A 14695-nucleotide genomic window follows, 5' to 3' on the forward strand; every position below is an offset into this window, starting at 1 on the left:
GACGCGCAGGAGGGAGGTCCGATGACGGGGTTGAAGGCCCTCACCTCCCGGGGGCGCTCGTTCCTCGCGTCGGGCGTCGCGGCGCTCCTGTGCGCCCTGTTCCTGGGGGAGCACGACCTGCTGCGGGTGGCGGTCCTGATCATCGCCATGCCGCTGCTCGCGTCGATGGTCGTGGCGCGGACCCGATACCGGCTGACCTGCGCCCGGCGGCTCGACCCCGCCCGGGTGGAGGTCGGCGCCGACAGCACCGTCACGCTGCGGCTGGAGAACTTGACCCGCCTCCCGACCGGCCTGCTGCTGGTCGAGGACACCCTGCAGTACGCCCTGGGGACCCGGCCGCGCTTCGTCCTCGACAGGGTGGAGTCGCGGGGCATCCGGGAGATCGACTACAAGGTCCGCTCCGACTTGCGGGGACGCTTCCCGATCGGGCCGCTCTCGGTGCGGATCACCGACCCGTTCGGGATGGTCGAGCTGGCCAGGTCGTTCACGATCACCGACACGCTGGTGGTGACCCCCGAGGTCGTGCCGCTGCCTGCCGTACGGCTGTCGGGCGAGTGGACCGGCGGGGGCGACAGCCGTACGAGATCGGTGGCGGCGGCGGGCGACGACGACGTGGCTCCGCGCGAGTACCGCCAGGGCGACGACCTGCGGAGGGTCCACTGGCGGTCCACCGCGCGGCACGGCGAGCTGATGGTCAGGCGCGAGGAGCAGCAGTGGCAGAGCCGGGGCGCGCTCCTGCTCGACACCCGCAGGCACGCCCACCGGGGCGAGGGCCCGCGGTCGTCCTTCGAGGTCGCGGTCTCCGCGGCGGCGTCGATCGGGGTGCACCTGTCCCGCGAGGGCCTCGGCCTGCGCCTGGTCACCGACCAAGGTGCGCGGCAACTACCCGGCGATCTCAGAAGCCGGCATGAGATCGCGGACTACAGCATGGGCCAGTCCTGGTCGCTGCTCGACACGCTCTCCGTCGTACGGCCGAGCACGGCGCGGTCGCTGGAGCACGGGATCACGGCGCTCCGCCAGGGCGGCGGCGACGGCCTGATCGTCGCCGTGCTCGGCTCGATCGACGGCGAGGAGGCGCGGGCGCTGGCCAGGCTGCGGCATCCGGGCGTCACCGGGGTCGCGGTCGTGCTGGATGTGGCGACGTGGGACCAGTTCCCCGACGAGGACGCGGAGGCGGCGCGGGCGGCGCTGGCCGGAGCGGGCTGGCGCGTGCTGACGCTCCCGGCGGGCGCCTCCCTCGCGACCGTCTGGCCGCAGGCGGCCTATAAGAGGAGTGCGGCATGAAACTGCCGGTGGCGGCGGGACTGGCCACGGCGGCGGTCTCGATCACGCTCTACCCGCTGTTCAACGGGGGCGCCTGGTTCTGGGCGAGCCTGGGCGTGGTCCTCGTGACGACGGCGGTGGGAGTCGTGGCCTCGCGGCTGGCCACTCCCCGATGGCTTGCGCCGCTCGCGATGCTCGTCGCCCAGGGCCTGTACCTGACGGCCGGCTTCGCCCGGCAGGAGGCGTGGCTGAGCGTGATCCCGACGAAGGACTCGGTCCTCCGTCTGGGCGAGCTGATCGCCTCCGGCTACGACGACATCCAGCGGTTCGCGGCCCCTGTCCCGTCCAATCCCGGCATCTCCCTGCTGACCGGGGGCGGCGTTGGGCTGATCGCCGTCCTGGTCGACCTCTTCGCGGTACGGCTCCGCCGGGCGGCGCTGGCCGGGCTGCCGCTGCTGGCGCTGTTCACCGTGCCCGCCGCCGTGATCACCGACCCGATCGGGTGGCCCGCTTTCGTGATCGCGGCGCTGGGATACGTCGGGCTGCTGGTGGCCGACGGGCGGGAGCGGCTCAGCCACTGGGGCCGGGCCGTGCTGGTGCGGCGGTCCAGGGTCGGCGGCACGGGCACGGCGCCCGACACCGGGCGGCTGGCGCTCTCGGGCAAGCGGATCGGCGTTACCGCGATCGCGCTCGCCATCCTGCTGCCCGCGCTGCTCCCGACACTGGCGCCGAACCCCCTGTTCGGGTTCGGGGTGGGCAACGGCCTCGGCCCGGGCGGCAACAACATCGGCATCCCGGACGCGATCGCCAAGCTCGGCGGGCAGCTCAACCAGCAGCGCAACGCGACGGTGCTGACCTATACGAGCAGCGACGACCAGCCCCGTTACCTGCGGATCTACTCGCTCGATCTCTTCGACGGCAGGAAATGGACGCCCAGCGCGCTGCGGGGACGCCCCGAGGACCGGGTTTCGGCTGGGCCGCTGCCCCCGGCGCCGGGCCTCGGCCCCGGGGTCGCGGTGAAGCGGGCCGAGACCCGGATCACGATCAGCGAGGACATCGACCAGCTCAGGTTCCTGCCGCTGCCCTATCCGGCGACTCAGGTGGACGCCGACGGCGACTGGCGGGCCGACCGGGCCACCCTGATGGTCTTCTCGACCCGCGACGAGGCGGCGGGGCTGGAGTATCGCGTGGCGACCGGCGAGCCGCAGCCCACCGTGGCGCAGCTCGACGCGGCCGTTTCCCCGCCGGGCAGCGGCCGTTTCCTGGACCTTCCGCCCGGCCTCGACGGCCAGGTCCGCGCCATGGCGGTCCGGGTCACGAGAGGGGCGGCCACGCCGTACCAGAAGGCCGTGAAGCTCCAGGAGTGGTTCACCCACAGCGGCAAGTTCACCTACAGCCTGCGGACGACCGGGTCGGGCGGCGACGCGCTGTCGCGGTTCGTCCTGACCGGCCGCTCGGGCTACTGCGAGCAGTTCGCGAGCGCGATGGCGGTCATGGCGCGGATGCTCGGCATCCCCGCCCGGGTGTCGATCGGCTACACCGGCGGCACGAAGATCGGCAAGTCGTGGGTCGTGCGGACCCACGACGCCCACGCGTGGCCCGAGCTGTACTTCGCGGGTGTTGGGTGGCTGCGGTTCGAGCCCACGCCCACGGGAGGCGCCGGCCAGGGCACGGCCCAGGTGCCGCCGTACACCGTCCCCGTGACGCCGACGGCGAACCCCACGACGGGCTCGTCCGCCGGTCCGTCGTCCGGCGCGGGCGACACGAGTGACCACCCGGGCGGCCCGGCGAGGCGGAACCCCCGCCAGCTCGACCGCGACTTCGGCGGCGTGCCGGTGATCCCGGACCCCGGCCTGCCCGTGGCGGCCAAGGGCGGCATCGGTGCCGGCACCCTCCTCCTGCTCGCCCTCATCCCCGCCCTCCTCCGGCTGCTCTTCTGGTACGGCCGGCGCCGGGTTCTCGCCCGGGTGACGGCGGCCCGGCCTGCGACGGTTCGCGTTCCGGCCCCGCGGGCGCCGGAAACCTCCGGGGAGCTTCCCCGCGACGTGACGGTGCGGGCGATCCCCAGGGATCCCTCGGCGTACGCGGCTCGCGCCGTCGAGGCGGCCTGGGCGGAGCTGTGCGACACGCTCACCGACTTCGGGATGCCCCGGAACCCGAGCGAGAGCCCTCGGGCGGTCGCCCGGAGGCTGACGGAGCAGTACGAGTTGGACGCGGAGGCCGCCGCGTCGATCCGCACGATCGCCTCGGCGGAGGAGCGGCTGCGGTACGCCCCCACGCCGCTCGACGCGGGACCCGTGGCCGCGGACGTCAGGCGAGTGAGGCGGGCGCTGGCGGCCACGGTGTCGAAAAGGCGGCGGGTGGGGGCGGCTCTGGCGCCGAGGTCGACGCTGCTGCGCCTACGAGCGCTGGGTGAGAAGGCGTTGGACGGTTTCGACCGGTTGGAGAACATCCGGGTGCGGACGGCGCGGCGAGACGATCACGTGAGGGAACTGACGAGGAGGTAGTGGTGGGGCGCTCAGCGCTCGTCGTGACGACGGCGCCAGCGCTCCTCCATCCGCTCCATGAAGCCCTGGCGCTGGGGACGGCGGCCGCGCGGCCGGCCCGGCGCCGCCGAGCTCTCACCGCCGAACCCGTTCATGCGCTTCCAGCTGGACAGGCCCCACAGGCAGGTGGCCAGCATGACCACGAAGCCGGCGACACCGATGATCGGATTGGCGATGACGCCGACCATCAGCATGACGACGCCGAGCGTGAAGCCGATCGAGGCCTTCACCAGGCGGCGCTTGTAGTGGTTTCGGGGATCACTGATGCGGACTGTATTGGCCCACTTCGGGTCCTCGGCGTAGAGGGCCTGCTCGATCTGGTCGAGCAAGCGCTGCTCGTGCTCAGACAGCGGCACGGCGCCTCCCAAGGACGGCCCCATTCAGGGGAAGACGGCAACGGACGACACGCGGTGTCCGGACCTCGCGGTCGGTTATCCCCAGAATACGAGGCTGTAGACGTAGGCGAAAGAAAACGTCCAACGCGGTCCAAACCGGAGGCGAAGTCATGGATCCATTGGATCAAACGGACGGCGAACGAGCGAGGCCGGGCGTACCGCGTCCGGGCCGAAGCGCCGGACCGCCTTGTCCATCGCCTGTTCGGCCTCCCGCCAGCCGGTCTCGCGCTCGCCGAGGCTGAGCTGGCGGGTCGCCGCGGCGGCCGGGCGGAGGTTCTCGACACGGACTCCGACCAGCCTGAGACGCACCCGCTCCAGCCCGGCGGCCTCGTAGAGCTCGCAGGATGTGGTGTAAATCTCCTTCGCGACGTCGGTCGGTTCTCTCAACGTGCGCGATCTGGTGATCGTGGTGAAGTCGGAGCGTCGCAGCTTCACGCTGACCGTGCGGCCGACGTGCCCGGCCGCCCGCAGCCGGGCGGCGACCCGCTCCGACAGCCGCAGCAGCTCCCGCCTGATCGCCTCGGGGTCGTCCACGTCGTGGGGGAAGGTCTCCTCGTTGCCGATGCTCTTGTCGGGGACGTGCGGCACGACCGCGCGCTCGTCGCGGCCCCAGGCGAGCGCGGCCAGGTGGGCTCCGACGGCCCCGAACTCGCGCTGCAGCGTGGCGACCGGCACGTGGGCCAGGTCGCCCACGGTCTTGATGCCGAGCCGTACCAGCGCCTGCTCGGTGCGCTCCCCCACTCCCCACAGCGCGGCGACGGGCAGCGGGTGGAGGAACTCGACCACCTTGTCCGCCGGGACGACGAGCAGCCCGTCGGGCTTGCACTGCCGGGACGCCAGCTTGGCGACGAACTTGCTGCTCGCCACGCCCACCGAGCAGGTGATGCCGTAGCGCTCCGCCACCTGCTCGCGGATCATCCGGGCGATGACCGCGGGCGGCCCGAGCCTGCGGCGGGCGCCACCGACGTCCAGGAACGCCTCGTCGGAGGCGATCGGCTCCACCTCGGGAGTGATCGCCTGGAAGATCTCCATGACTCCTCGGGAGACCTCGGAGTATTTGCCGTGGCTGGGCGGGATGACCGTCGCCTGGGGGCAGATCCGGCGGGCCCGCGTCATCGGCATCGCGGAGTGGACGCCGAACCGCCTGGCCTCGTAGGTGGCGCTGAGCACCACGCCCCGGGCCCCCGGCGCCCCGACGATGACCGGGGTGCCCCTCAGCTCGGGACGGTCGAGCAGCTCCACGCTCGCGAAGAACGCGTCCATGTCCACGTGCAGGATGGGGCAGCCGCTGTCGTCGCCGGGGCCACCCGGCGGCGACGGCTCCCGTGGCAGCAGCTGGTTGCGGGACACCCCGCCAGCCTACCCGAACACGCTTTCTACAAGCGGATTCTACCGGTACGCGATGACGTGAAGCTGGGTGGCGATGTCGCGCAGCACCGGGTGGGCGGCCGCCGCCCGCTCCAGGGCGATCAGCCCGTCGGGGTCGCCCTCCGCCAGCATGCCGGGCACCAGGTCGGCGAAGATCCGCACGCCGTGCACGTCGCCCACGGTGAACCCGGCCTTGGTGACCAGCGCGGCCAGGGCGTCGCGGCCGAACCGGCGCGGAGCCGGGTCGCGGTCGCCCCAGCGCCCGGCGGCGTCGGAGAGCACCTGCCGGGCCTCGTCGAAGTGCCCCGCGAGGGAGCGGTGGATGGCCGTCGCGACGGGGTTGGCCGCCAGCACGCTGACCGCTCCCCCGGCGCGGAGGATGCCCCGGACGGCGCCGAGCGCGCCCGCCGGGTCCTCGACGTACTCCAGGACGCTGTGGCAGAGCACCAGGTCGGCGCTGTCCGGCCGCAGCAGCTCCCCGAGGTCGGCCGCCTCCCCCTGCAGGCCCTTGACGCCCACGCCGGTCTCGGCGGCGCGGCGCTCCAGCGCGGCGAGCGAGTCCGGGCTGGGGTCCACCACCGTCACGGCGTGGCCGAGCTTCGCGAGCGGTACGGCGAAGCCGCCGGTGCCGCCTCCGGCGTCGACGATGTCGAGCGACCGGCGTCCGGTGGCGGCGACCCGGTCGGCCAGGACGGCGCGGAGCGCCTCCCAGACGACGGTCTGCCGCGTGGCGTCACGCACTTCCGGCCCTCCAGGTTAGAGCGACAGCGACGGCTTGAGCTGCTTGAACCGGGCCAGCAGGCCGTTGACGAACTGCGGCGACTCGTCGGTCGACAGCTCCGCCGCGAGGTGCACCCATTCGCTGATGACCACGCCCTCGGGCACCTCGTCCGACCAGAGCATCTCGTAGGTGCCCCCGCGCAGGATGTTCCGGTCGACGGCCGGCATCCGCTCCAGCGTCCAGCCCTCGGCGTAGGTCGAGATGAGCTCGTCGATCCGGTCGAGGTGCCGGGCCACTCCCTCGACGAGCGCCGAGGTGTACTCGTTCACGGGCGGTTCGGACCGCTCGACCCGCTCGGCGAGCACGCTCAGCGGGTTCTCGTCCCGGGCCTCGGCCTCGAAGAGGATGTCCAGCGCGCGGCGTCGGGCTTTCCCCCGAGCTGACACGTCAGGCCCGACCGAGGTACTCGCCGCTGCGAGTGTCGACCTTGACCCTCTCGCCGGTCGTGATGAACAGCGGCACCTTGATCTCGGCGCCGGTCTCCAGCTTGGCGGGCTTGGTGCCGCCGGTCGAGCGGTCGCCCTGCAGGCCCGGCTCGGTCTCCGCGATGGTGAGCTCGACGGCGGCCGGAAGCTCGACGTAGAGCACGTTGCCCTCGTTGATCGCGACCGTGGCGAGCATGTTCTCCAGCAGGTAGTTCGCGGCGTCGCCGACCGCCGGACGGGAGACGTGCAGCATGTCGTAGGTCTCGGTGTCCATGAAGACGTAGTCCTCGCCGTCGAGGTACGAGTACTGCATCTCGCGCTTGTCGACGTTGGCCACGTCGACCTTGACGCCCGCGTTGAAGGTCTTGTCCACGACCTTGCCGGACAGGATGTTCTTCAGCTTGGTGCGGACGAACGCGCCGCCCTTGCCGGGCTTGACGTGCTGGAACTCGACGACGGTCCAAAGCTCACCGCCGTCGAGCTTGAGCACCAGTCCGTTCTTCAGGTCGTTCGTCGTGGCCACGTGAGATCTCCTGCGTGTGGCTGCCCCTAGAGGACGAGCAGCTCCTTGGTCGTCAGTGTGAGGAGCTCCGGCCCGTCGTCACGCGTCACCAGCGTGTCCTCGATGCGCACACCGCCCCTGCCCGGCAAGTAGACCCCGGGCTCGACGGTGATCGGAACTCGATCCTCTAGTCTACCGGTCCTGTCAGGGCCCAGGAACGGAAGCTCGTGGATCTCCAGTCCCACCCCGTGGCCGAGGCCGTGCTCGAAATGCGGCGCGTGGCCCGCCTGGGCGATGACGCCCCGCGCGGCCGCGTCCACGTCGTGCGCCGTCGCACCGGGCCGCACGGCGTGCCGCCCCGCGCGCTGGGCCTGCCGTACGAGCTCGTAGATCTCGCGCTGCCACCCGGCGGGCTCACCGACGGCCACCGTGCGGGTCATGTCGGCGTGGTAGCCGTCGAAGAGCGCGCCGAAGTCCACGGTGACCAGGTCGCCCCGCTCGACGGGACGGCCCGACGGCGCGTGGTGCGGAATGGAGCCGTTGGGGCCGCTCGCGACGATCGAGTCGAAGGCGGGCTTCTCAGCCCCGAGCTCCATCATCCGGAACTCCAGCCACCGGGCGATCTCACGCTCGGTCACGCCGGGGGCGATCCGGCCGATGACCAGCGAGAACGCCTCATCGGTGATCGCGCAGGCCCGGCGGAGCGACTCGATCTCCCCTTCGTCCTTGACGGTTCTGACGCCCTGGACGAGGCCGATGACGGCGGCCAGGGGCCGCTCGGCGCGGAGCCGCTCGAACTCGGCGACCGCCATGTGGTCGGCCTCGATGGCGATCCGGCCCGCGCGCCCGGCCAGCGTTCCCGCCACGTCCCTGGCCTCGACCAGCTCGACGTCGGGACACAGACGCCGGGCGGTCTCGATGTAGCGGGAGTCGGTGGCGAGCACGGCGTCGCCCTCGACGGTCACGAGCACCGCCGCGTTGGAGCTCGCCAGGCCGGTCAGGTAGCGCACGTTGACGGGCCGCGTGACGAGCAGCGCGGTCACGTCGTGCTCCGGGAGGGCCGCGGCCAGCCGTGCGCGGCGGGAGGCATGGGTCACGACTGGACTCTACGCCGGGCTTGACCGTGCCTCTTGCCAGGGTTTAGGTAGGTTCCTTAACTATGAAGAGATTACGCGCGGCCGGAGCCCTCGCGGCCCTCGTCCTGACGGTTGGGAGCCCCGCCATGGCGGCAGCCGGGAAGAACGCCGGGTTCATCCGGGTGGACCAGGTCGGGTTCTCGGCGGGCGAGGCGAAGCACGCCTACCTCATGTCGACCGGCGCCGCGACGGGCGCGGCGTTCACGGTGGTGGACGAGCGGGGCCGGGCCGTGCTGAAGGGTCACGCGGGCGCCGATCTCGGCAAGTGGAACAGCCGCTACCCCCACGTCTACGACCTCGACCTCACCGCGCTGCGCGAGCCGGGCCGCTATCGGATCAAGTCCGAGGGGCGCACGTCTCCGCCCTTCCGGATCGGCGCGCGCTTCGGGGAGACCGCGCGCAAGGCCGTGACCTTCTTCCAGAGCCAGCGCGACGGCGCGGACGTCATCCCGGGCGACCTGAAGCGCGCGCCGAGCCACCTGAACGACCGGAAGGCCACCGTCTATGAGTGGCCCACCTTCGCCGGCCCCGACACCGACGAGATCAAGGGCGACCTGAAGAAGATCGGCGGGAAGGTGGACGCCGAGGGCGGCTGGTTCGACGCCGGCGACTACCTGAAGTTCACCCACATCCTGGCCTACGTGGACACCCTGATCTTCGCGGCGGAGCGGGACGGGGGCTCCGGCAAGGCGCTCGCCGCCGAGGCGCGGCACGGCCTCAAGTACCTCGACAAGATGTGGGACGACAAGAACAAGACGCTCTACATCCAGGTGGGCCTCGGCTCGGGCAACGACAAGGTCACCGGTGACCACGACGTGTGGCGGCTGCCGGAGGCCGACGACCACGACAGGAAGCATCCGTATCTCCGGAAGCGGCCGATCTTCCGGGCCGCCGCCCCGGGCGAGAAGATCAGCCCCAACCTGGCGGGCCGTACGGCCGCCGCGTTCGCGCTGGCGGCGCAGCTCGAACCGAACAGGAAGAAGGCGCACGCCCTCCTGGAGAAGGCCGCCGGTGTGTACGGCATGGCCAAGACGGAGAACGTCAAGCAGCTCGTGACGTCGCTGCCGTTCGCGTTCTACCCGGAGAGCGCCTGGCGTGACGACATGGAGCTCGGCGGCGCGCAGCTCGCGCTCGCGGCGGCGAAGCTGGGCGACCCCAGGGCCTCCGCGTGGCTGGAGCAGGCCGCGCACTGGGCCTCGGAGTATCTCGCGCACGAGGCGGGCGGGGACACGCTCAACCTGTACGACGTGAGCGCGCTCGCCCACCGGGACCTCGTCGTCGCGCTGCGGGACGCGGGGGCCAAGGGCCTGGCCGTGTCGGAGGACGACCTGATCGGCGACCTGAAGGCGCAACTGGAGATCGGCGCCAAGCGGGCCGCGAAGGACCCCTTCCGGGCCGGGGCGAACCACGCCGAGTTCGACTCGGTGCCGCACGCCTTCGGGCTGGCCGCCACCTCACGCCTCTACCGGTCGGTCACGGACGACACGTCGTACGACGCCTTCGGCACCCAGCAGCGCAACTGGGTGTTCGGCGCCAACCCGTGGGGCGTGTCCTTCATGGTCGGGGCCGGGACGAGCTTCGTCCGCTGCCCGCACCACCAGGTGGCCAACATCAACGGCCGCCTGGACGGCCGCCGTCCCATCCTCGTCGGCGCGGTCGTCAACGGCCCGAACGGCGAGGGCCTGTTCAAGGAGGGCCTCGGCGACTTCGAGGACGGGATGCGGCGCTGCCCGGACGGCGGGGACCGGTACGAGCGGTTCACCGGCCGCGGCGCGCGCTTCGTGGACGACGTCCGGTCCTGGCAGGCCTCCGAGCCCGCGGACGACTTCGCCGCCATCGCCCTCTACGCCCTGACCTTGATGGACTGACCACCCAGCCAAATTCATCCGACCTATCCACGAGACATGTCGTACAAAGGTGCTTTTTTTCAGTTAACACGTGTGTAAAGATCCGATCTGTGGCGCGGTCGCGCCCAGATGAGGAGGATGCACGTGCGAAGAGCACTGAGCGCGATCGTCACCGCGGCGACGGTCTGCGCCCTGACCACGGTCGCCGCCGTCACCGGGGAGGTGGCCACGCCCAAAGCGGCCATCGCCCTGGATGACGGGCAGGCGCTCACCCCGCCGATGGGCTTCAACAACTGGAACTCCACGGGCTGCGCCATCGACGAGAAGATGATCCGCGACATGGCGGACTTCTTCGTCACCTCGGGGCTGAAGCAGGCCGGGTACGACCACGTCAACGTCGACGACTGCTGGGCGGCGCCCGAACGCGACCCCGAGACCGGACGGCTCCGGGCGCATCCCGAGCGCTTCCCCAGCGGGATCAAGGCGCTCGCCGACTACGTCCACTCCAAGGGGCTGAAGTTCGGCATCTACACCAGCGCGGGCACGCAGACCTGCGCGAAGACGATGCCCGGGGCCCTGGACCACGAGGAGGTCGACGCGCAGACGTTCGCCGACTGGGGAGTCGACTACCTGAAGTACGACAACTGCAACAACCAGGGCAGGCCCGCGCTCGAGCGCTACACGAAGATGCGGGACGCGCTGAAGAAGACGGGCCGCCCCATCGTCTTCAGCATCTGCGAGTGGGGCCAGAACAAGCCCTGGGAGTGGGGCAAGGACGTCGGTCACCTGTGGCGCACCACCGGCGACATCAGCGACGGCTACGTCTCCATGCTGAACATCTTCAAGCTGAACGCGCCGCTCGCGCCGTACGCGGGGCCGGGGCACTGGAACGACCCGGACATGCTCGAAGTGGGCAACGGCGGCATGACGGACGCCGAATACCGCTCGCACATGAGCCTGTGGTCGATCATGGCGGCCCCCCTCCTCATCGGGACCGACCTGCGCAAGGCGACGCCGCAGACGATGGAGATCCTGCTCAACAAGGACGTCATCGGCGTGGACCAGGACCCGCTCGGCGTGCAGGGCCGCGTGCTCCGCAACGACGACGGGCACTGGATCATGGTCAAGCCCCTCAAGGACGGCGACGTCGCCGTGGCGCTGTTCAACGAGACCGACACGACCGCGACGTTCGGCACGACGGCGCAGGAGCTCGGCCTGCCCCGGCGGCCCGCCTACGTGCTGCGCGACCTGTGGCGGCACAAGGAGGCCGAGACGGCGGGCGCGATCAGCGCGACGGTGCCCGGCCACGCCACCGTGATGTACCGGGTCAAGCCACGGGCCGACTGGTGGCGCACCCCGCCCGCCGCCGACCTGGGGCTCGTCGTCCCGCCCACCATGACAGGGATCCCCGGGACGATCACCCCTCCGGGCCGCGCCTTCACGGCGAAGGTGACCACGACGAACCTCGGCCGGATCCCCCTCGTCCTCCCCACCCTGAAGCTCACCGCCCCCGCCGGGTGGTCGATCGAGCCCTCCCGGCCGGTGTCGCGGCCGACGCTCGGCACCGGCCAGTCGCTGTCGGCCGAGTGGCGGGTCACTCCCCCGGCGTCCGCACCGCCGGGCACGGCCGGGCTGACGGCGACGCTGACCTCCCAGAACGGACCGTCGCGGGACGCCACCGAGGCCCTCACCGTACCGGCGGCGCCGCCCGCGGGGACCTCCGATCTCGGCGACGTCGCCCGGGCATGGGCGAGCAACGGGTACGGCCCGGTCGAGCACAACATGTCGAACGGCGGCCCCAAGCCCGGTGACGGCAAGCCTCTGACGATCAACGGCGTCGTCTATCCGAAGGGCCTCGGCACGCACGCGCCCGTGCAGATCGTCTACTACCTCGCCGGCCGGTGCACCGGGCTCACGACGGACGTGGGCGTGGATGACGAACGCGACCCGCGTACGGTGCCGGGACAGAGCACGATCACGGCCGAGCTGTGGGCCGACGGCGCCAAGCGGGCCGACAGCGGCCTGCGCACCTGGCAGGACCCGGCCACGACGCTCACGGCGGACCTCAGCGGGGCGACCTTCCTGCGCCTGGTCGGAACGGTGGGAGGCGACACCAACAGCTACGACCGGATCGACTGGGCCGGCCCGGTGCTCACCTGCAAGGCCGCCTGACGGGAGGAGCGGAGCGGCACCTCCCTGAGGAAGACCACGGCGACGAGGCCGAGAACGGCCGCGGGCACCCCGAGAAGGAACACCGTGCTCATCGCCGACGCGAACGCCTGGATCACGATCCGGCGCGCGGCGGCGGGGAGATGGTGGATGGCCTCCGGGGTGCCCAGCGCCAGGCCCGTGGCCCTGACGTGGGCCGCTCCCAGCATCGCGGTCATCTCGGCCTTGACCCGGTTGGTCAGGATCGCGCCGAAGGCGGCCACGCCCACCGCGCCGCCGAGGTTTCGGAAGAAGGCCACTCCCGAAGTGCTCACCGCCATGTCCCGGCCCTCCGCCGCGTTCTGCGCGGCGAGGATCAGCATCTGCATGGACATGCCCAGCCCCGCGCCCAGGATCGCGATGTCCACGCCGAGCACGACGTAGCCGCTGTCCGCCTTCAGCAGTGAGAGCAGCCAGAGCCCCGCCGCCACCAGGATCATGCCGGCGAGGGGGAAGATCTTCCATCGTCCCGTCCGGGTGACGACGCGCCCGGAGATGATCGAGCCCAGGAAGAGGCTGAGGACCATGGGCAGCGTCATGACCCCCGACGCGGCCGGGCTCAGCCCCTTGACGATCTGCAGGAACTGCGGCAGGTAGATCAGCACGCCGTACAGCGCGATGCCCACCAGCAGCGACGCCGTGCTGGACAGGACGAACGACCGGCTGCGGAACAGCCGCGGCGGCAGGATCGGCTCGCTCGCCCTCCGCTCGGCGAGGACCGCCAGCCCGAACAGCACCACGCTGAGCGCGGCCAGGCCGTACGCCCAGGGGGAGCTCCAGTCGAACTCGTGGCCGCCGAGCGAGAGCAGCAGCATCAGCGCGGTCGCCCCGCTGGTGAGGGTCGTGGCGCCCCAGACGTCGAGCCGGACGTCCCGCTTCACGTGCCTCAGCCGCAGGACCCGCTGGATGACGACGGAGGCCAGCACCGCGATCGGGACGCAGACGTAGAAGCACCACCGCCAGCCGAGCCAGTCGGTGTCGACGATGAAGCCGCCGAGCAACGGCCCGGCCACGGTGGAGACGCCGAAGACCGCGCCCACGTAGCCCGAGTATCGGCCCCGCTCGCGCGGCTGGACGATGTCGCCCAGGATCACCTGGACGAGCGCGGACAGACCGCCGGTCCCGAGCCCCTGTACGGCTCTCGCGGCGATGAGCATGCCGATGTTCTGCGACAGCCCGGCGACCATCGAGGCGGCCACGAACAGCCCCAGCGCGACCTGGAACATCAGCTTGCGCCCGAAGATGTCGGAGAGCTTGCCCCACAGCGGGGTTGAGACGGTCATCGTCAGCAGCGTCGCGCTCGCGACCCACGAGAGCTGCTCCTGGCCGCCCAGCTCCCCCACGATCGTGGGCAGCGCCGTACCGACCACGGAGGTCGAGATCATCGACGTGAGGAGGGCGAGCAGGAGCCCGGAAAGGATCTCCATGATCTCGCGGTGCGTGTACGAGCGCGGCACGTCCTCCGGGGCGAGCTCCTGCGTCACGTATCCCCCCGCCCTTAAGTCCAGACTGTCCCTTTCATAGTAGACGCTTGTTTACATGTCGTAAGGTGCGGAGCGTGACACGAGACCGGGAGGCGACCTGCGGGCGGATCCTCACGGCCGCCCGGGAGCTGTTCGCCGAGCACGGCTACGACCAGGTGACGATGCGGATGATCGCTTCGGCGGCCGATGCCAACGTCGCCCTGGTCAACCGTTACTTCGGGTCGAAGGCCGGCCTGTTCGCGAAGGTCCTCGTCACCGGCTCGACGATCGAGTCGGTGATCGAGGGCGACCCCGCCGGGCTGCCCGCGCGGCTGGCGGGGCGCGTCGCCGAGCGGCTCCGGACGGGGACGCCGGAGTCGCTGGTACGGGTGATCGACCGGGCGGGGATGAGCCCCGAGATCCGGGCGGTGCTGCGGGCGCGGGTGGAGGAGGGCCTCGTGGACGCGATCAGCGCGCGGCTGGAAGGCCCCCGGGCGAGAGAGCGGGCCCTGCTCGCCACGGTGATCCTCCTCGGCGTGGGGTCGCTGAGGCGGCTCCTCGGCCCCGAAAGCCTCCGGGACGCCGATCCGGCCGTGCTGGAGACGCGGCTGGAGGCGGCGTTTCGCGCCTGCCTGGCCCCTCTGCCACCCGCCAACGCATGATCACCACCTGCGTCGCCGCAGGTAGGTAGGCAGCCCGGGACAGTGTGCATGATCACCACCTGTGTCGCCGCTGGTCGCGCGGGCTTGCCGGGATACCCT

The 14695-nt window shown here is 71.6% G+C and carries 12 protein-coding genes; 5 read left to right on the forward strand and 7 right to left on the reverse strand.

What is annotated here, in order from left to right:
• Positions 1-21: 21 nt before the first annotated feature.
• Both N5079_RS10595 and N5079_RS10600 read left to right on the forward strand, forming a co-directional pair.
• A complete protein-coding gene (locus N5079_RS10595) occupies positions 22-1284 on the forward strand; it encodes a DUF58 domain-containing protein (RefSeq protein ID WP_261583432.1) in 1263 nt (420 codons plus the stop codon).
• Positions 1281-3770 (forward strand): DUF3488 and DUF4129 domain-containing transglutaminase family protein, encoded by a 2490-nt coding sequence (locus N5079_RS10600; RefSeq protein ID WP_261583433.1) that lies wholly within the window; start codon positions 1281-1283, stop codon positions 3768-3770. The genes N5079_RS10595 and N5079_RS10600 overlap by 4 nt, the downstream gene beginning before the upstream one ends.
• Before the next feature lie 11 nt (positions 3771-3781).
• Here the strand turns inward: N5079_RS10600 and N5079_RS10605 are convergent, their stop codons facing one another.
• From N5079_RS10605 to N5079_RS10630, 6 genes are all read right to left on the reverse strand, one after another.
• Complete coding sequence (locus tag N5079_RS10605) at positions 3782-4165, reverse strand: DUF3040 domain-containing protein (RefSeq protein ID WP_261583434.1); 384 nt, start codon at positions 4163-4165, stop codon at positions 3782-3784.
• Between the two features lie 147 nt (positions 4166-4312).
• A complete protein-coding gene (locus N5079_RS10610; RefSeq protein ID WP_261583435.1) occupies positions 4313-5554 on the reverse strand; it encodes a DNA polymerase IV in 1242 nt (413 codons plus the stop codon).
• A gap of 39 nt (positions 5555-5593) precedes the next feature.
• A complete protein-coding gene (locus N5079_RS10615) occupies positions 5594-6313 on the reverse strand; it encodes a methyltransferase domain-containing protein (RefSeq protein WP_261583436.1) in 720 nt (239 codons plus the stop codon).
• A 15-nt stretch (positions 6314-6328) separates the two neighbouring features.
• Entirely contained in the window at positions 6329-6739 is a 411-nt protein-coding gene (gene nusB / locus N5079_RS10620; protein ID WP_261583437.1) for a transcription antitermination factor NusB, read from the reverse strand.
• A 1-nt stretch (position 6740) separates the two neighbouring features.
• Positions 6741-7301: an elongation factor P gene (gene efp, locus N5079_RS10625; RefSeq protein WP_261583438.1), complete on the reverse strand. Its 561-nt coding sequence runs from the start codon at positions 7299-7301 to the stop codon at positions 6741-6743.
• Positions 7302-7327: 26 nt separating this feature from the next.
• Complete coding sequence (locus tag N5079_RS10630) at positions 7328-8377, reverse strand: aminopeptidase P family protein (protein ID WP_261583439.1); 1050 nt, start codon at positions 8375-8377, stop codon at positions 7328-7330.
• A gap of 62 nt (positions 8378-8439) precedes the next feature.
• Between N5079_RS10630 and N5079_RS10635 the strand changes: the two genes are divergently transcribed.
• Both N5079_RS10635 and N5079_RS10640 read left to right on the forward strand, forming a co-directional pair.
• On the forward strand, positions 8440-10284 hold the full coding sequence (locus N5079_RS10635) for a glycoside hydrolase family 9 protein (protein ID WP_261583440.1): 1845 nt from the start codon (positions 8440-8442) through the stop codon (positions 10282-10284).
• A gap of 123 nt (positions 10285-10407) precedes the next feature.
• Positions 10408-12435 carry an NPCBM/NEW2 domain-containing protein gene (locus tag N5079_RS10640; RefSeq protein WP_261583441.1) on the forward strand — a complete coding sequence of 676 codons (2028 nt, stop codon included), beginning with the start codon at positions 10408-10410 and terminating at the stop codon, positions 12433-12435.
• Here the strand turns inward: N5079_RS10640 and N5079_RS10645 are convergent.
• Positions 12384-13955, reverse strand: a complete 1572-nt coding sequence (locus N5079_RS10645) for an MDR family MFS transporter (RefSeq protein WP_261583442.1) — start codon at positions 13953-13955, stop codon at positions 12384-12386. The genes N5079_RS10640 and N5079_RS10645 overlap by 52 nt on opposite strands.
• Positions 13956-14029: 74 nt before the next feature.
• Here N5079_RS10645 and N5079_RS10650 point away from each other — a divergent pair, with 74 nt between their 5' ends.
• Positions 14030-14596 (forward strand): TetR/AcrR family transcriptional regulator, encoded by a 567-nt coding sequence (locus N5079_RS10650; RefSeq protein ID WP_261583443.1) that lies wholly within the window; start codon positions 14030-14032, stop codon positions 14594-14596.
• Positions 14597-14695 lie beyond the last annotated feature (99 nt).

Source organism: Planotetraspora sp. A-T 1434 (assembly GCF_025420585.1).
Lineage (GTDB): Bacteria > Actinomycetota > Actinomycetes > Streptosporangiales > Streptosporangiaceae > JAOEGB01.